This window comes from Paraburkholderia sp. J76 (assembly GCF_905220295.1).
Lineage (GTDB): Bacteria > Pseudomonadota > Gammaproteobacteria > Burkholderiales > Burkholderiaceae > Paraburkholderia.
Genome location: NZ_CAJMZJ010000011.1, coordinates 208488 through 227239 on the forward strand (window position 1 = coordinate 208488; position 18752 = coordinate 227239).

Here is an 18752-nt window from a genome sequence, read left to right on the forward strand (position 1 = left end):
TCCACCAATATGTCGAAGTCTCCCATGACAAAGGGGACGCTCAAGCGCAACTCTCGTGCCATGCAAGCCGGCAATTCACTGACGCCCTTGAAGAGTTTTAATGCCTATCGTTCGTCTTGGTGACGTTGCCAGCTTTTGGAACCCGAGGCCGGAATTGAACCGCCCTATCTCGGCACGATCTCATTAGCACATATCGCGCCTTCGAGACGCTATGTACCGCCTAAACCGGCCCGCCTCAGACATGATTGCGGTTCGCCGGCGACAGACGAACCTGACTTAACGAGGCTTAGGCCAGCCGAATTCCGTCCCGGTTTTAGTTGGAAATTATCGGCTCGTCTGTGCGCCGAGGCGGCCCAGTCGGCGCACTTGTGGCGAAATCTGCTGGCGTCATCAGCTGCAATACTGACTGAGGGCGTGCCTCGTTAAAGTACTCGCAGCCAGACCTCGATTACGTCTGGCGTCGGCTAGTGACAAGAACCAATGTAAGCGTGAAGTTAATGCCCTCTCGAAGCGGCTGAGTTACCGGTTTCCACAACGGAGACTTACGTAGCAGCCTAGGATTGGCAGCATTCAGATTGAGCAGTCGACCCGCCGAAAGCAGACATCGACTGGACGACCGAGCGACGCAAGCCTGCCGACGTCTCATGTTATGAGTTACCGCCCCTTTGTAGTGGTCAACTCACGCCGGACACCGAGTTAAGTTTTTCTTCTGCGACTGCCGGCGCTAGACCGTCATTGAATTGGTGCGGTCGAGTCGTTTATCGCGGCATCAGGTAATAGCTGATGCCGCGATGCGCTTCTCCAGCACTCATGTATCCGGAGGTCGGTACCCACTCCGTTTTCAGGCTGCGAAACAGGCGTTCCATCGGGCTGTTATCCCAACAATTTCCCCGCCGCCTCATGCTCTGCCGGATTCGATAACGCCACAGTCGCTGACGGATCTCGCCTAAATTGGTGTCCGGGGAGATTAGACCACTACATCCTGGGATTGCAGGAACCTCGCCGACTAAGGTTAGAGTCTTGCATTCGTCGACGATGTGAGAGGAGGTCCGAAGAGGCGAGTTACGAGAGAGTACCCGGACTATCGCGTGATGAGTTAGCGACGTGCCGCTTCGTACAGTTCGAGGTAGTCGTCTGCCATCTTGCCCGCGGAAAAACGCTCAATTCCTTTCCTTGCTTTACGCCTGGCTTCGGCAAGCGCTTGTGGGCTCCCCAGTAATCGACTCAATTGCGCCGCCAATGCCTGCACATCGCCGGGCGGCACCAAGATACCGCTCGTGCCGCCGCCGAGCGCCTCCGGAATGCCGTCGACATCAGACGCGATGACGGCGCAACCCGCCTCACGCGCCTCAAGCACCGCAAGACCAAACGGCTCACGGCGCGACGCCAGCACGAACACATCGGTCTGCTTCAGGTGTGCCATGACATTTTCCTTGAAACCGAGAAAATGGACACGCTCATGCAATTTTAACTCCCGCACGATGGTCTCGAATGCGGCCCGGTCCCGGCCTTCGCCAATAACATACAGGTGTGCACCAACCTCGATCGCCCGGCTCGCCGCAAACGCGCGGATCAGCACATCAATGCCTTTACGATGAAACAGCCCGGCAACCGTCGCCACGCTCGGTCTGAACATGGCGATCGTCGTGGCCTTATCTGCATTTTCTCTGAAGCGCGGTGTGCCCAGCGTTCCATTGTGGATCGTCGCAACTCGGCCCGGCCGCACGCGCCGGCGAAGCATAGAATCGGACACCGCCCGGCTAACACCCACAACGCGATCGGCCATCCCCATGTATCGCGCAGACCGGTTGAACTCATTGTGGACCGTCGAAACGAGCGTATAGTCTTTCACTGCCTTCCCCATCTTGCCGAGAAAGACACCCGTTACCATATGCGCGTGGACGATATCGGGACGCTCCTTGAACAGGATGCCCATAAATTTCATCGCCATAACGGGAAGCATCACCTTCGGTAGCGGGCGTTGCTGGAGCGCAATGTGGCGCACACCGTGCCGTTCGAGCAGTCCGACATATTCGCCGCCGCCGGAGGCAACAACGACCTCGTGTCCTCTTTTGGCCTGATTACACGCCAGATCGACCAGCACGTTAATAATGCCATTTCCGCTTTCGCGCACATCATTGGCCAAATGCAATATTTTCATTTGTCTTTTCCCATCAGGCTTGGCTGGACCGCACCTCAAGACCGAACCAACTGCCCCTTACTGAATTTTTCTCACAATGGACACTCCGCCGGCGAGCGCGTTGCCGTTGGCACTGACGCCTTCAATTTTCATTTGAACGTGCCCGCGCTCCAGAATCGGTGCGCCCACCTGCTCATTCACTACCAGATTCCTGACAACAATCCCCGAACTGTCGCTCACCAGCACCGGGTTGCCGCCATCGATCGCGGTTGATTCCATCTCGACATCCCTTGCGCCACTCACCAGCACCGAATTGGTTCCCTTCGAAGGATTCACAGTTGCTATCCGATTGCCCTTCAGCCTCGCGCCAAAGGGACGGTAGGTGTCGTAGGTCGACTCGTAAGCGACGGCAATCCCATGCCCACGCGGATTCCTGATCGTGTTATTGAATATTCCGCAATGGCTCGCTCCGATACAGGCAACTCCTCGCGCGTGCGACGAAATGCTCGTGTTGCCTGATATGACCACGTTGTCCGTCTGCTTTGGCCAGCTTGCGTACGCGACAGCGGAAAACGAATCGTCGCCGGTATTTGAGGCCGAATTGTTCTCGACAATCACATCAGCGGAACCGTTTACGACATGAATACCGTCTGCCAACGTATCCTCGATATGGTTTCCCGAGATAGCCACCCCATGGCTGTTCGCGATCAAGATGCCGACTGACGCACTGCCCTCTATCGAAATATTTCTTATGAAACAGTTTTCCGCGTGATCCATCACAAGGGCTGCGGAATTCTGCTCGTGAAGTCGCGTCTTTGCCTCAGTGACGAATCGAAGATCTTCTGCGCCGCACTGGGTGGCATTCATAAAAACGAGGGCCGCTCTCGCAGGCGCGAGTGCTTTGAGCACGCTTGCAGAGCCCGTACCGTACACCTTCACGTGCCCGCTAACCGTGATTTCCTCGCTGTGCAGATACGTACCGGCTGGAAAATACAACTCCCCGCCGCCAGCCGCATTCAATGCTTCGATCGCGCGCTGCAATGACGCAGAGTCGTCAGCCTGGCCGTCCCCTGCCGCACCATAGCTCCGGACGTTGACCACGAGCGGCGCCGCAACGACTGACGCAGAAAGCGCGAACACGACGAGCGCCCGAGTGGCCCTCAGAAAGGATTGCATCACGACCGCGAGACGCGCTTTTCGGCGCCCCGTGCTCGTTAGCCTTTCCGGGCAAGATTGCCCGGTCCGGTGGACCGGCAACATACTCCTCATTCCTGAATGACCGGTTTCATGAGTTGACTAACACGCGCGCTCGCGGCAAATGCTGCCATTGCCCCGACGCTCACTACGGCGCACACGATCTGCGCAAGTAACGAAAGGTCCTTTGCGGCAAGCGCGTAGTTCAGTGCAAGGCATGTCGCCGAAATTACGGCAGAAAGCGCGCCACCCGCGATGAGACGGCCGCGCCAGAGCAACACCAGCGCGTCGCACAAATTGCGCAGTACGACAACGATCGCCACTCCGGCGAGGCCGAAGTGCAACGCGGCGAACCAAATCGCCAATAGCAGCACGGGCGTTTCGAACAGGCTAAGCTTGGCCACAACGTTTGGCTGTCCGGTTGCTTGCAGATATGCAACAACGATCACGGCCTGACCGGCCGCCCATACACCAAGAATAAGCAGACGGACAACTGGAATCGCGCCCGTCGCGAACGCATGACCTACCCAGAGAATCATAAAAGGTTTGACGACCCAAAGGGCAACCACAAGGCAGGCGGTGTAAATGTACCCATGGATCCGCAAGGCGTGCAGGCAAAGACGTCGTGCGTCATCTGGAGCGCTGCTGGAAAAGCGGGGAAACATCGTGCGAGCGAGCGCGTTGGGCATCAGCATGCAGCGAACGATCAGGTTCTGAGGCACACCATAGGTGCTAAGCGCTGCGGCGCCGATGATCGAACCAACCGCGAACCGGTCGGCGTTATCCGCCAGAACTCTCACTGACGATGAAGTCACGACCCATTTTCCGAAGTGAAGCAGATCGAGCGCCCGTGCGCGCGAAAACTGCCCGAGCCCTCGCAGTTCGAACGCATCGCGCACCACCACTGCGAGCATTACACAGGTAACGATGCGCGCGATGGTCGCTGCGGGAACCACGACATCCAGCGACGGGTCGACCATCAACCCGGCAAAGAGCGGCAACGTTTGAACGCCCAACGTCCCGACGAACTGTACGCCGTTGTAAATACCGAACCGCTCGGCCCCTTCGAGCGCACCGCCGAGCACCGCGGAAAGATTCACGAACGGAATGGCCACTGCGATCCAAAGAACCGATCGCACAATCTCCAATTGATACGACGCCGGCGCTTTTACGAGACGATGCAAAATCCAGTCCCCGCCGAAATAAAAGACAATCCCGCCAATCAAGCCGAGCGCCGTGTTTAGATAGATCGCACTCCAAAGGACCGAGTGAACCTCGTTCATGTCACGGTGCACAGCCTTCGAAATCCGGTTTGCGGTAGCTCGGCTTATCCCAAGGTCCAGAATGCCGAAATAGCCCACCAGTGTCCAAACGAACGTCAGAATGCCATATCTGACCTCGCCTAGATGGTGCAAATAAGCCGGCACCGTAATAAGCGAAACCGCAATTGGCAGCGCAGATCCGCCTAGGTTGAATCCAAAGTTCTTGAGTGTATGCTTGAGCTTCACGAACAAAATCCGATCGGGAGAAGTGGGCCCTCCATGTCATGCGGCTTCGTCATGCAGTCTGCTCCGGTTGGGCCTGGCGCGCCGCAGGCGCTGCCTGCACACCACGACCGCGCCGCTTAACCAGCGTATGGGCGGCGCCGTTGAGACGCGGAGCCAAAGTGACTACTACCAAAAGCGATACCCCGATTTGCGGAAATACCGCATTGAGGGACCCACGCAAAAGAATGAACAGAAATCCTGCAATGGTGCCGACCAGCAGGCGGTCGAGCCCGATCACACGCTGCTTGAGCGACGTGTCATATCGGCCATCGTACCTGGCAGCAAGCCAGCCCATGGCGGCAAAGAACACCACTACGCCCAAAAAGCTCAGTCCGCTAAATGCCTCGCCTACGAGCGGCGCGGACAGATTCGAGTACTCGTAGCCGACATAATCGGCGGCCAACGCACCAGTGATCGTCGCTTTCCCGGCCCAAAGCGAACGCGGCACCCAGAAAAAAATCGCCGAGAGAAAGTTGCTACCCCAAGATATGCCGACACCTTCGGTCATACGAGCGATATTGGCGAGTTGCTGCAGGCCGTCGAAATCGACCCCACCCATTAGATAGGCGCCAACGTCGGGCAACAGATTGCCCTGGTGCGACATGACCTCACCCAGATTTTTTACGACAGGAAATAGGGTGTAGAGGAACACTGGCGCCACCGCCCACACGACTATACGTACGCCCCTTTTGCGTAGCGGTCGAAGAACGAGTAGCGCGACCAACATCATTCCAAGAAAATGGAATCGCGGACTAGACAGCGGATTGTTCACAAAAACGGCGACGACTGCGCAGATCGCGGCAAACATCGTAAGCATCGACAAGTAACGCTTGCGTTGGGACGTGGATCGCACGTGGCGTGAGTTTTTCACGTAGGTGGCTAGCGTGATGGCTACGCCGAATACCGAGAACTTCGCCGCGTTGTAGATGAGCGCCAAAGTGTCGGATTGATAGACCAGCTCGCCCAACGCACTGCGTTCCTGCAAGAAGCTCGCGGGTCCGACAATCGCGATCAATGCGCCTGCGGGAATGGTGGCCGCTAGTGCAAGCATGACCTTGAGTGCATTTATGCGTGTTGAAGAAATCCCTTCGGCGGGCGCAGCAACATTACTCACGCGCCCTTTTCTCAAGCGATATGTAATCGAGAACGACCAGAGGCCGAGAACCACGGCGCATAGTGCGTACTCCATATCGGCATCCGTAGCTATGCGTGCCCACGGATAAAAGTTGTTGGTCACCTGCAGCCAGCCCGGAATCAACAGAAAAAAGGCGTGATAAAGCCAGAAGACCGTCGCGATCGGTCTAGCCTCTCTCGACGCAATCGCCTCTCCGAACTGGCACACGGAATAAACCACGCATGCAAACAATACCGGCCGAACGGCGTCACTATCGATAAGAAGGATCAACAGGACCAACATCCCCAGAAGCAGCTCTAGCATCGCCTTCAACTTCTTGTCTACCGACGTTCGACTCACGTTCCACTCGCCTTCCTGAATTGCACCGCACATCCGTAACGCACTTGAACCAGGTTCATCTGCCCATAGCCCCGCATCTGAACGCCGCGTATCCGTCGCTCACGAAGCGCTCAAAGCGGTGCTTGAAGGAGTCAGCCGAAAAGCGAAGCGCGTTCTCGCGGCATACGTGAGGGTCAAAGCGCTCCCGGTTTAGTTCAAACTGCCGTACCGCACTCGCGATGCTCATTGCATCCTGAGCGTCGTAGAAGACACCAGTAGGCGAGCCTTCGCTGCCATCGCGCACCGATTCGCACACGCCGCCCTGCCCGTACGCGATCACGGGCGTCCCGCAGGCCTGCGCTTCGACCGGCACAATACCGAAGTCCTCTTCCGCGTTGAAGACGAATGCGCTTGCGCGCTGCATTAGTGAAAGCAGCGTTGCGAAAGGCTGATAGCCGAGAATCTCAATGTTAGGAGCTGAAAGTGACTTGACGAGCTGCAACTCTGGGCCCGTGCCGACTACAACGAGCTTTTTGTCCGGCATCTGTCTGAACGCCTCCACGATGGCCGGTACCTTCTTGTATGGCACGAGTCTCGATGCAGTCAAATAAAATGGCTCCTTTGGCACATGTAGGGAAAACGCGTCTGTGTCGACTGGCGGATAAATCACGGTGGCCTGTCGTCGATACGACTTGTTAATACGGCGGGCGATGAAGTTCGAATTTGCGGCAAACGCATCGACGCCAACTGCAGTCCTCGCATCCCACATCCTCACTTTGTGCAACATCCAGCGCGCAAATACCGTCCTGAGTCCGCGGTTCAGCCTCGCTTCGCGCAAATACTGGTTCTGCAAGTCCCACGCATATCGCATCGGAGAGTGCACATAGGACACGTGAAACTGATCCGGGCCAACCAGCACAGCCTTTGCCACCGCGTGCGAACTGGAAATGACGATGTCATATCCCGAAAGATCCAGTTGCTCGATTGCGAGCGGCATGAACGGAAGGTAAGAGCGATACTTTGATCGCGAAAAAGGCAGTTTCTGGATGAAGGTCGTGCGAGAACGCTTGCCCCCGATGAACTGGCGGTCGGCATCCGAGTAATGATCGACGACTGTGAAGACGTCCGCATCAGGAAATATCTCGACGATCTTCTCTAGCACCCGCTCAGCCCCACCGCGAGCGACGAGCCAGTCGTGAACGATCGCGACTCTGCGTCCCGAGAGAATGCTCATGTCATGCTCCCAGACCGTTCACCAGGTCCATCATCCGGCTGGTTCTGCGTTCGTACGTGTATTCCTGCGCCAGCGATATGCGCGCGGAGCGTTCTTCCGCCGAGTCCACCAAAGCACGCTCCACGCCAGCGACGAAAGACGCGTGGTCGTTTGCAAGCGTGCATACGTCGGTGAAATCCGCGAGCGCATGCAAATTGGTAGCGACGACGGGCTTGCCAGCCGCTAAATACTCGAAGAACTTCATTGGAAACATCCCACGCGTGTATTCATTCAGGCGACTAGGCAAGATAGCTACGTCAATGCCCTTCAGATAGGCCGGCAAACACTCGTAAGGCCGAGCGCCAAGTAGATGGACATTTGGCAACGCCTCGACCTTCGAAACAGTCGTGGAGGGATCGCCTTCCCCAACGCGTCCGATTAACACGATCGACCATTCGGGATGCTCGCGCGCCATGCGGGCCAGCAACTCGAAGTCCACCTTGTATTCGCTGATCGCTCCAATGAAACCGACGCGCGGCCCCGGAATCGCGTTGAGATCGTCGGGAACAGCAAGTCCACGATCCATCGCCGAGGCAAAATGCTCATAGTCAGCCACATTCGGGAAGTAGTAAGTCTCGGGCTTCCACTCCTTTCGCGTCGCCAGAAGATGCTCGGAGGTAACGAAGCAGATCTGGCAAGACTGTGTCAGTTCCTTTTCCGCAATTTCCACGACCTCGCACGGTACACCCGGTTGAGCTTTCACCTCGTCCACGCAGTGGTATACGAGCTTTTTGAAACTCGACAAATCGAAGAACTGCGTGGTCAGCGGGTTATACGTCCAACCGATCGGACGCCTGAAGCGGAGATGCGTCGTGCATGCCGCTAGCCCTAGCGAAAGAAGCATTCGATTGAAGAAGCGCACGATATTGTATTGGTGCATGGGAATAGCGATCGGCGACCAGACCCAGATCCGCTCCTGTACCTGCCGCGCGCCCTTAATGCTCTTTGCGATGCGTCGCACGATGCGACGTATATCGCCCGACGACGCGGACGGCTGGCGCAAGCCGATCGAATCGACATAAAGGACGCGGTGGCCTCGGCGCGCCAGTTCGACTGCCACATGTTGCTTGTTCGTCCAAAAAGGGTTGTCCCAGTCCGCAGTAGATAGGAGTACGATATCTTCACATTCCACAGTGCCTCTCCAGCAGGAAATCAATTAACCTGCGCGCCTTTATCCGATCGCAACCGATGTCGCCGGTATAGCTCGTCGATCACAGCCTACATTTGCACAAACAAAGTTCTGTTATTACGCCGGATATCGACCATTCGTACGAAGCTCCCGAAACAGTTCGATGTATCGGCTCGCACAGTGATCGATCGAACGCGCCATATCGAGCACGCTGCGTCCACCACCCTTGGCATGATCCAACGCCCGCTGCAGCGCCTGCCCCGCAGCTTCGGGGTTCTGCGCATCAACGCCCCAGACCGCCCGCCGATCCGGAACACGACTCATAAGATGGTCCGAGACGACACATGGCAAGCCGACAGCCATCGCCTCTAGTAGATTGAGCGGCGCGCCCTCGGCACGCATCGAGAGAAACGCGAACACGTCACCCGCATTCAGGTAACGAGCTACCTCCTCCCTTGGGAGCGCCCCGGTGAAGTGAACGCTTCGTGCAAAACCAAGTTCGGCGACGAGACCTTCCAAGCCACCTTTGTCCGGTCCGTCGCCCACCAGAATCATCCGCACGGCGGGATTGCATTTGTGCAGGATTGCAAAGCTGTCGATCAATTGCGCAACGCCCTTTTCCACGTGCATGCGGCATGCGCAGACGATTACGGGGGCTGTGCCCCAGCCCAGTTTTGTACGAATTGCGTCACGTGCATGAGGATCCGGAGCGAACAATAGCTGGTCGATACCGTTGTCAATGACCAGCATGCGACTGTCATCGGCGCCGAGGCGCGATAGTGGATGCAACAACTCATGCTTGACGACTTCGGAAACGCATACCGTCGCGTCATATCGTGCGCGGACTGCGCGGTCCTTGAAAAGCCAAACCATGTTTCGCACGGAGGCAGCCATCGATCTGGCCGACGCTGTCTTCCATTTCGTTCGGATTTCGCCGAGGCTGCTGCCGTGCGCCTGCATCACGACGGGCTGATCGCGCTGCGCCCCCATCATCGCCACCTCTCTGCCCGCCGCGCTGACACCGAGTACTCCGAGCTGCCTGCTGGTTCTCACTTCAAGGAAAAGTTCTCGCGTACCTTGCCAGAATTGCCTCGAATAGCGCCCCGAGGCTGCGCCTGCGATCGTCTGGACACCTACGCCATCCTGCTCGAACCGGGCCGGCATCCCCGCTATTTCGGTCGTACCTACGATAACCTCCACACCCTGGCGCGCGATCGCCTTGGCCAGATCCCATGTCATGACCTCCAGCCCTCCGATACGATGCTGCGGAATCGACCGGGATAGGATCAACAGTCGTTCCGTTCTCATCTCGCTTCCACAATCTCGCGGTAAATATCTTCGAGCACAGCGCACTGTTTGACCACGTCGAAATTCCTTTCCACATGTAACCTTCCATTACGTCCCATTCGTGATCGAGCCGGTTCGTTTTCCACGAGAAAAGTGATCGCGTTGGCTAGTGCCACGGCATCCCGCTCTGGCAGCAACATACCGGTTTCACCGTCGACAACCGCTTCGGGGATCCCCCCGTGCCGCGTCGCTATAACTGGCACACCACTCGCCGCCGCCTCCAGGACTACCATGCCCAGGCCTTCCGCATCGCCATTGGCTGCTGTTACGCTGGGTAGACACAGGACATCGGCAGTCGCCAGGATCTCGCGCACGTCGTACTGACTCCTGGTACCGTGAAACGTCACGTTCCCGCCGATTCCATTTTGCAAAACCATGTTTTCAAGTTGCTCGCGCAACGCCCCTTCGCCGATGATGTCAAGGTGAACGTGGATACGATCGCGCTCCGGCAAGCGACACAACGCTTCAAGCAAATAGCGCGTCCCCTTTTTCTCGACGAGCCGCGCAACGTGCAGGATGCGGAATGTTTCGGCGCGCGTGCGCAGCGTCGGCGTGAACTGACTCAAATCGATGCCGATGTAATGCGTCAGCAGGTTCTCCTCGGGGAACCCGAAGTCGATCGCCTTCCTACGAATGAACTCGGATACGCACAGCAAGCGCTTCGCCGATTTCGCAAGGCGCCAATGCAACAACCCATATCGAATCAACGCAGGTGAACCCGACATCAGGAGCTCTGATCGCCGCACTGTTACGTCGAAGCCATGCAGCGTCGCAATCAGCGGAACGCGTAACGAATGCGCAAGCGAGGCGCCGTACAGCGCATCCACGCCAAAATGCGCATGGACAATCGACGGTCTGGAACGTGCAACCTCGCGGTTCAACCCCGATGACCGTCCCGATACTGCATGAACGAATTTGCCGATCTGTTCGCGCGACTCGATCGCGATGCTATGCAGCCCTTCAGGCGATGCACCCAATCGTTCGCGCCCGACGAACACCGGTTCAAATGACGAGAGATGGCGCGCCTGAAGAGCTATGAAAGGCTCAGAGGGCTTGAACAGCTGGTTGCGGTAAATCGCCACAACACGCTTCTCGGCCGGTGTGCCACCATGAAAATACGGGGGGATCGCTATCATTCCGACACACTTTCATAGCCGTAGTAGGTCGCTCTACCGCGAGTACCACGAGGCACATCGGTAAGCACCGCGCCTTTCAGCGTCACGCCGGCGTTGCGGAGCCGGGTAGCCGCTTCGACAAGTTCCGGCATCGGATGACAGCCGTGTCGCGCCACAAGCAACGTCGCGGCCGCATGACGCCCGATCAGGGCCGCGTCGGTAACGGCAAGGATCGGCGGCGTGTCGATAATCACGAGGTCGTATCGACTGGAAAAATCCTCAAGCAGCGTTTCGAAACGCGTGCTCATCAATAGCTCCGCCGGATTCGGCGCAATGGCTCCCTTAGGCAACACGTCGAGGTTCGGCAAAGTCTCACGGACGATGGCTTTGTTGACGTCGAAGCCGGCGATAATGTTGGAAAGGCCCGGCTGACGTGCGATCCCACACTGGCGATGGATATCACCTCTTCGCATATCGCCGTCTACAAGCAGTACGCGTCGCCCACCCGCGGCCAATATCGCCGCGAGATTGACCGCTGTAAAAGATTTGCCGATACCAGGGCTAGGCCCTGTAACAACAAATATATTGTTTGACGTTCCAAGCAATCCAAATTGAAGCGCTGTACTCAGACTACGAATTCCCTCGATCGCCACATCGTTTGGCGCCCTGGCTGCAAGCATCTGTTTGACGTTCTTTCCGTAGCTTCGGTCCGTCTCTTTACTTTGCTCCTGCACGTCGCTATGAGGAATCGTCGCGTAAACCGGCAGCCCCAGCACATGTTCGATCTCTTCACTATCTTCAACGCCGCCGAACAACGAATGACGCGCAAAGACAGTCGTAACACCCGCCACAAGACCAAGAAGAAGCGCCAGCGTAATCACTAGTGGACGCTTGGGCTTCACAGGCTCAATCTGTGCAACCGCGAAGTCAACGACACGCACCGAACCCGTTTGGCCCGCTTTCAAAATCCGCAACTGTTGGGCGTTGTTTAAGAGGCTTGTGTACAACTGCGTATTGACACGAACGTCCCGCAAGAGACGCAGTGCAGATTGCTCCGTGTCCGGCAATGTGCCGACGCGCTTACCTAGTTGCGCCTGCTGCGCTTCCAATGAAGAAATCTGCGAATCGAGCGCCACGACGGCCGGGTGCGACTCGGTAAAGCGCTGTATCATCTCGATGCGCTGCTGCTGAAGATCGACGAGCTTGGTCTTGTTGTCAACGATCTGCTGAAGAAGCAACCGACTCTCTTCAGTTAGATCAACGGTGCCGTTCCTATTTCTAAATGCGTTGTAGCGGTCCTCAGCTTCGTCGAGTTGCTTACGCAGATCAGGCAACTGCTGCTGAAGAAACCCCAGCGTATGCTCTGCTTGGGCCGACTTTCTATCTATATTTTGCTGAACGTATGCAGAAGCTACTGTATTAACAATTTTCGCGATCTTCTCACTATCAACTCCATCGAGCGTTACGCCAACGATTCCGGATAATTTCGTCTTTTCGGCAACGACCATCTTCTCCTGGAGCTTGCCGATTGTGTCTAACGTCGACGCGCGTTGCAGTACAAATTGCGTCCCGGGGCGAGCAACCAGGCGATCGACTTTCAGGGCAATTCCACTTTCACCCTGACCGGCGCGCGCGATCGATCCAACGTGACCTTTGAGCGCGGTTTGACCATCATCGTCCTTCAGTTCATACGCCCCGTCCTGCAATGCCACCAGTGTGAACTTCTCGTCGTAGTTTTCCTGCGGAACATCGAACCGCGAAACACCAATCTGCTCTCCGCCCCAAGCAAATTGGCCCAATCCAAACCAAGGGGTCGCCAGTGTCGATGCGTCAGCTTTGCGTGCGACCTTTGCGCCAAACAACGGGAAATACCGCGGCTTTGCGCTGATATCCAGATGCATCGCCTGAACCACCTGGCCGACCACGAGCCGCGAGCGTATCAACTCGATTTCAGCAACGGCAGTTTGCTTGGTGTCGAAAATCGACGCGAGTTGACCGAGCGCGTCATTCGCCGTGCTTGTGCCATCCTCAATCTGGATCATCGCGTCGGCACGAAAAACCGGCGTCGCGAGAAATGCATAAAGAATGCCGACAACCAGGAATGCGGCTGCGATAGCCACAACGAGACGCCACCCATCACGGATGATGTTGATGTATTCTGCGAGATGAACCTCATCGCTCTCGGGCAACTCAATTGTCTTGCTTTGCATCGACTGAATCATTTCATCACTTTCTTAAGCGGTTGATCGAGTCAACCCAATAGCCCGCTCCGCGTTCGATCTGCGCCAGAGACGTTTCAAATACCGCGCGCCCCTTGCGATAAGGGTCAATCACATCTTCTCCATCATGCGCGGAGTAGAGAAAAACGCGCCCTTTAGAGAACGGGTATCTCTTCTCGATTTCCTTCTTCTGTTCCTGCGTCATCGTAAGAATCAGTTGCGATCTACTTGCGTGTTCAATGTTCAAATCCGTGGCTACGTGCTTGCTGATATCGATCCCGCGGTCAGCCATCAATTCGATTGCGACTGGATCAGCGGCCTTTCCGGCAAGCGCGCCACAACCTGCCGATATCACGGACACCTGAGAAAGACGATGGGCAAGAATTCCCTGAGCCATCGGACTCCTACAGATATTTCCTTCACATACTACGAGGACGTGGTCGATCAACTCGGTCGCTCCTATTCTGATAACACCCGCACGATTAAGCCCACTCGTCGCTCGACATAACGCTCTTTTGTCAGCCTCGTCCGTACGTGTCGGCAAATCGCGCGATGTCGTCCTCGCCGAGATAAGACCCCGACTGCACTTCGATCATTTCGAGTGGCATTCGCCCCGGGTTCTCAAGGCGGTGCATTACACCAAGCGGTATGTATGTCGATTCGTTCTCACCGAGCAAAAACTGCTCTTCGCCACGAGTAACGCGCGCGGTCCCGCTCACAACGATCCAATGTTCCGCGCGGTGGTAATGAACCTGGAGTGAGAGGGATGCGCCAGGTTGCACAACGATGCGCTTGACCTGGAACCGCTCTCCCTTATCGATAGCGTCGTAGTAGCCCCAAGGCCGGCGAACCTTGCGGTGCGCGTCTGCCTCCGGTGCATGTTGATCGCGGATATGTCCGACTAGCTGCTTGATTTCCTGAACACGCGACTTGTTAGCGACAAGAACTGCATCGGGCGTCTCGACAACAACAATGTCGTCAACGCCCACACAGGCAATCAGGCGTCCTTCGGAGTACGCAATGCTTGACCTCGTACCCTCGAACACCACGCGTCCACGCGCGACGTTTCCGTTTTCGTCCTTATCGAGCACATCCCAAACCGCATCCCACGAACCGAGATCGGACCAACCTGCATCCAGAGGCACAACGACGCCTTGCGCTATGTCGGCAGCCGAACCAAGATGCTCCATCACCGCATAGTCGATCGAATCGCCAGGCGACTGCACAAACGCTTCGGCGTCGGGCGCAAAGTACGCGCTCGTCGTGGCTCCTTGGGAATATGCCGCAGTACAAGCCTCGTAGATCTTCGGCTGCAAACGACGAAGCGTCTCGAGCCAGACACTCGCACGCATGACAAAGATTCCACTGTTCCACCAATACTCGCGGGACTTCAAATACTGTGCGGCCAATTCGACCGGCGGCTTTTCCATGAAGCCCAGAATCTTGTGCGCACCGTCCTGAAACTTGTCACCGAGCCGGATGTAGCCAAAGCCGGTTTCGGGGCGCGTCGGAGGTATGCCAAGCGTCACGATGTGGCCTGCCTGCGCATTGCGCACCGCGGACGCAATGGCTTTCTGAAACGCATCCACATCGGCGATCGCGTGGTCTGCCGGCATCGCGACGATGATGGCGTCGTCCTTCTGCGCAGCAGCCGCCAAGGCGGCTAGCGTGAGTGCCGGCGCGGTATCGCGACGATCGGGTTCCACAACGATGCGCGAACGAACGCCAAGCTCACGTAGCTGTTCAGCGATCGCGAACTTGTGCTCATCACCACAGACGATAATGGAATCGGCACAGACGCCGGATTCGCAACGAAAACCCCGCATTCGGCTTACCGTGGCCTGAAGTAGTGAGCTGTCGCCAAGCACGTCGATCAGTTGCTTGGGGTATTGCTCGCGCGACAGCGGCCACAGCCGCGAGCCGGCGCCTCCCGCCAATATAACCGGGACGATACTCGCCTGACCCACTTCGGTTTCCGGACGCGCGCGAGCCATTCCGGGCTCCGCTTCATCGGCATGTTGATTCATTGTTGCTTCGCGCTCCAGAATGCTCATAGTTAGCTTTCCTTGTCAGTTCCCGTCGATGTGGCGCGAGAGCTCACTACTTAGCCAGGATACCCGCCGTCATACCGGCGTTGATTGCAGGAAGCAATAAGCTCAGCACGCGGCTAAACCGGACAAGACCGCTTCCGTCCACATAAACGACATCCTTCGGCTGCAGATCGAACTCCTTCGCCACCAGCATTGCCACGGGCGAACGGCCATCGAGGTGGAACACCTGCGGTTTGCTGTCAAGCGCGCCACGAATTACGAACATCTGGGCAGCATCCGCCGTCGTTGCGTTGACACTACCGGCCTGCGACAGCGCATCGGCAAGCGTAATGCGACCGTTGCGCTGCGGGATCGCCGAAATGGGCTTGTTGACTTCGCCCATGACGTACACATCGTTCTCATCGCGCGCTGTCACGCGCAACATGTCGCCCGCTTTCAGGTAGAGACGCGATGGCGCCAATCCACTCGCGAGCATCTGGGTCATATTGATGCGATGCGTCTCGCCGCCACGAACCAGCACGAGGTCGCTCTGGTCCGCTGTATCCGCAAAGCCACCGGCGCGCGAGACTGCTTCATACAGCGACATCGGCACATCGTTCAGGGCTACGGAGCCTGGCGTGTGGACCGCGCCATCCACATAGACTTCGTGGGCGCGATACGAAGCCATGCGCACCGTCACTTGCGGCTTGACGAAGTATTTGCCAAGTGTGGCCACCAGGCGTTTTTGCACTTCCTCCGGTCGCAACCCGACTACGTGAATCGTGCCGGCATAGGGAAACGTGATATCGCCCGATTGATCGACGACGAAACCTGGACTCGGATCCGCCGGACGCGATTGCGACTGCGAAGGCGCTACCGCCGATGCCGCAGCCAGTTCCGGATGGTCCCAAACGACGACCTGCAGAACGTCGCCGATACCGATCGCGTACGGCGACGGCACATTGCCAAGCAGCATTGCCTGCTGATGCTGTGTCGCGACTCGCTCTTCGCGAAGCCGCTTGACGACCCCAATGTCGAGTTCGGTAACGGGCACTTCAGGCGTCGCCTGTGTCGCATCGGCCTTTTGTGACGAGTTCGAAGTCGCTTCGTCCGCCGGATTTCCGGAGGAAGATTCACCACTGGCTGGCGCAGCAGAGGCACCCGATTTTCCGGCTGTCTCCTTTACTCCGGTCGAAGCGCCAGTTGCCGACGTGGACATGCGCATGCCAGGGGCGATCATGCATGCTGCGAGCGTCATGCAAAGCGCCGCGGCGACACCGGTGCTCAAGAAGCGCACCGCACATTTTCCCCACCCTCCGGTATTTCCACAGCGCTGCGATTCTGTCAATCTCACTGCCACTTCCGCTCTCCAGCCTTCAATATGCATTGCGATGAACCAGTCCTTTAAAAATCGTGGCAACGACAATCCGGATGTCGAACCAGAATGACCAGTTGCTGAGGTAATAAAGATCATGGGCAACACGTCCCTGCATCTTCTCGATGCGATCGGTCTCGCCACGAAAACCATTGATCTGCGCCCATCCGGTAATACCAGGCTTGATGCGATATCGATGGATATACCCATCCACGATGTCCTGATAAAGCTTGTCATGCTCGATGGCGTGAGGACGGGGCCCGACGACGGACATTTCACCCCGAAGAACATTGAGGAACTGTGGAAGCTCGTCGAGACTTGTACGCCGTAGAAACGCTCCAACACGTGTCACGCGCGGGTCGTTGCGCGTCGCCTGTTTCACAAGGCCACTGGCCTCGGCGTGCACATGCATACTTCGGAATTTGTAGATGCTGAAGATCTTTCCGTTGGCTCCCTTGCGACGCTGCGTGAAGAACACAGGCCCTGGAGAAGAGAACTTGATCGCAACGGTTACAGCAAGGAAAACCGGTGCAAGTACCAGTAATGCGAACAGCGCGAAGATCCGGTCAAAGGCTTCCTTCCCGACGAGCAAATGCGAAGGTGTTGGCGAGGCCACGAGATTAATCGCGGACGTACCCTCAAGATCGACCGTCCCCGCGTGAAAGACGGAAAGCCCGCTCACGTCGGGAATGAATCGAATGTTGATCAGATCGTTGCGAAGCATTTCTATGAACGGAACGATCGTCGACCCTTCCGAAAGCGGCACTGCCAGCCAAACTTCCTCAATGTGAGAGTTGCGCACATATTCGACAAACGCCTCGCGATCGCAGAACGTCGGCAGGCCGAGCGGTACGGAATCGACACCGGGGTTTGTGTTGAATGCGGCTGTTATGCGATACATGGAGTCTCGCGTCGTCCCGACCTTGCGCATGAGTTGGCGGCAATTGGCGTTATTGCCGACAACGGCGACCGTAGCGGTGCGCGCATCTTGCCGGGCCAGTCGCAAATAGATTGCATGTGCTGCAACGCGCGAGAGCACCACCCCAACCGACGAAACGAACGCCCACTCTCTAAGCCAGTCGGTTGCAGGGTGATATGTGCGATGCAGCACCGTGACAACCGCACAAGATGCGCCCAGGACGAAGAGCCAAGCCAGCACCGGCACACAAACACAGCGCCAGAAAAGACGCCATCGTGCGATCCGATACATTCCCCACGACGGGAAGAGCATCAGCGCCAGCAACATGGAAAACGCTACCAAAGCGCTGTCATAACCCGACCCATCGGAGATTCCAGGTGCTCGCACTGTCAGAAGCGCGCCGCCGGCAATCGCGACCACATCGGACAGACGCGCCAGCATGCCGCCATTTCGGATTGCTACTGAAGCATCAGTGTGAGTAGTCGAATGCATAGGCTCTTTATCGCCGAGGCAACGTTCGCTGTAGGTACGATGAAACGGGTTCGGATTTCAGCGAGCGTAGGCGACAAACACACATGGCAACCAACCAGAGCCTGATGCGTATAGATGTACCACGCCGTGAAATAAGCAAACAGGCTCGCTCACGGAACAAACGATAACCTTCGCGTACCTGCGCTCATAGGCTCGTACGCGCTTTGCCGATCCAGTTTTTTCGTTTGGTTTGGACGCGCAGTTTCGTTTATTGGCGAACTTCCGTATATAGGATCAGTCTTAAATGGACTCTCAAGGGCACTGTCAGACAATCCTAACGTATCTCAAATTCCGCTTCGACTCGCGAATGATAAGAGATTTAACGATGCCCGATATCGCATAATTCGTAGTGCAGATTAGTTGTTTCAATATGTTTCATCTGGCAAATGACAGATGAAATCGGTCGCCAATAACGATGGCGAACGCAATCAACAACAACCGCATTTTTACCCAGTCCGGGATAGAGGCAGAAGAATATTT

At 56.8% G+C, this 18752-nt stretch carries 12 protein-coding genes and 3 pseudogenes; all 15 read right to left on the reverse strand.

Annotation, left to right across the window (positions count from 1 at the left end; translation table 11 throughout):
- Nucleotides 1-313: 313 nt before the first annotated feature.
- Nucleotides 314-483: pseudogene (locus U5768_RS21670) on the reverse strand (integrase core domain-containing protein); the annotation flags it as partial.
- A 191-nt stretch (nucleotides 484-674) separates the two neighbouring features.
- Nucleotides 675-938, reverse strand: a pseudogene (locus tag U5768_RS21675) (integrase core domain-containing protein); the annotation flags it as partial.
- A 158-nt stretch (nucleotides 939-1096) separates the two neighbouring features.
- On the reverse strand, nucleotides 1097-2161 hold the full coding sequence (locus tag U5768_RS21680) for a glycosyltransferase family 4 protein (protein WP_322032441.1): 1065 nt from the start codon (nucleotides 2159-2161) through the stop codon (nucleotides 1097-1099).
- A 57-nt stretch (nucleotides 2162-2218) separates the two neighbouring features.
- Nucleotides 2219-3316, reverse strand: a complete 1098-nt coding sequence (locus U5768_RS21685; RefSeq protein ID WP_322032442.1) for a glycosyl hydrolase family 28-related protein — start codon at nucleotides 3314-3316, stop codon at nucleotides 2219-2221.
- Between the two features lie 89 nt (nucleotides 3317-3405).
- Complete coding sequence (locus U5768_RS21690; protein WP_322032443.1) at nucleotides 3406-4842, reverse strand: flippase; 1437 nt, start codon at nucleotides 4840-4842, stop codon at nucleotides 3406-3408.
- 49 nt (nucleotides 4843-4891) lie between these two features.
- Nucleotides 4892-6319 carry a hypothetical protein gene (locus tag U5768_RS21695; RefSeq protein WP_322032444.1) on the reverse strand — a complete coding sequence of 476 codons (1428 nt, stop codon included), beginning with the start codon at nucleotides 6317-6319 and terminating at the stop codon, nucleotides 4892-4894.
- 136 nt (nucleotides 6320-6455) lie between these two features.
- A pseudogene (locus U5768_RS21700) lies at nucleotides 6456-7568 on the reverse strand (glycosyltransferase family 4 protein); the annotation flags it as partial.
- 1 nt (nucleotide 7569) lies between these two features.
- Nucleotides 7570-8667 carry a glycosyltransferase gene (locus tag U5768_RS21705; RefSeq protein ID WP_322032445.1) on the reverse strand — a complete coding sequence of 366 codons (1098 nt, stop codon included), beginning with the start codon at nucleotides 8665-8667 and terminating at the stop codon, nucleotides 7570-7572.
- A gap of 186 nt (nucleotides 8668-8853) precedes the next feature.
- On the reverse strand, nucleotides 8854-10044 hold the full coding sequence (locus U5768_RS21710; RefSeq protein WP_322032446.1) for a glycosyltransferase family 4 protein: 1191 nt from the start codon (nucleotides 10042-10044) through the stop codon (nucleotides 8854-8856).
- Nucleotides 10041-11219 carry a glycosyltransferase gene (locus U5768_RS21715; RefSeq protein WP_322032447.1) on the reverse strand — a complete coding sequence of 393 codons (1179 nt, stop codon included), beginning with the start codon at nucleotides 11217-11219 and terminating at the stop codon, nucleotides 10041-10043. The genes U5768_RS21710 and U5768_RS21715 overlap by 4 nt, the downstream gene beginning before the upstream one ends.
- Nucleotides 11216-13420 (reverse strand): polysaccharide biosynthesis tyrosine autokinase, encoded by a 2205-nt coding sequence (locus tag U5768_RS21720; RefSeq protein ID WP_322032448.1) that lies wholly within the window; start codon nucleotides 13418-13420, stop codon nucleotides 11216-11218. Before U5768_RS21720 ends, U5768_RS21715 begins: the two co-directional genes overlap by 4 nt.
- A 4-nt stretch (nucleotides 13421-13424) precedes the next feature.
- Complete coding sequence (locus U5768_RS21725) at nucleotides 13425-13865, reverse strand: low molecular weight protein-tyrosine-phosphatase (RefSeq protein ID WP_322032449.1); 441 nt, start codon at nucleotides 13863-13865, stop codon at nucleotides 13425-13427.
- 70 nt (nucleotides 13866-13935) lie between these two features.
- Nucleotides 13936-15411 (reverse strand): mannose-1-phosphate guanylyltransferase/mannose-6-phosphate isomerase, encoded by a 1476-nt coding sequence (locus tag U5768_RS21730; RefSeq protein WP_322032483.1) that lies wholly within the window; start codon nucleotides 15409-15411, stop codon nucleotides 13936-13938.
- A gap of 106 nt (nucleotides 15412-15517) precedes the next feature.
- A complete protein-coding gene (locus U5768_RS21735) occupies nucleotides 15518-16705 on the reverse strand; it encodes a polysaccharide biosynthesis/export family protein (RefSeq protein WP_322032484.1) in 1188 nt (395 codons plus the stop codon).
- A 118-nt stretch (nucleotides 16706-16823) separates the two neighbouring features.
- Nucleotides 16824-18182 carry an undecaprenyl-phosphate glucose phosphotransferase gene (locus U5768_RS21740; protein ID WP_322032450.1) on the reverse strand — a complete coding sequence of 453 codons (1359 nt, stop codon included), beginning with the start codon at nucleotides 18180-18182 and terminating at the stop codon, nucleotides 16824-16826.
- Between the last annotated feature and the right edge of the window lie 570 nt (nucleotides 18183-18752).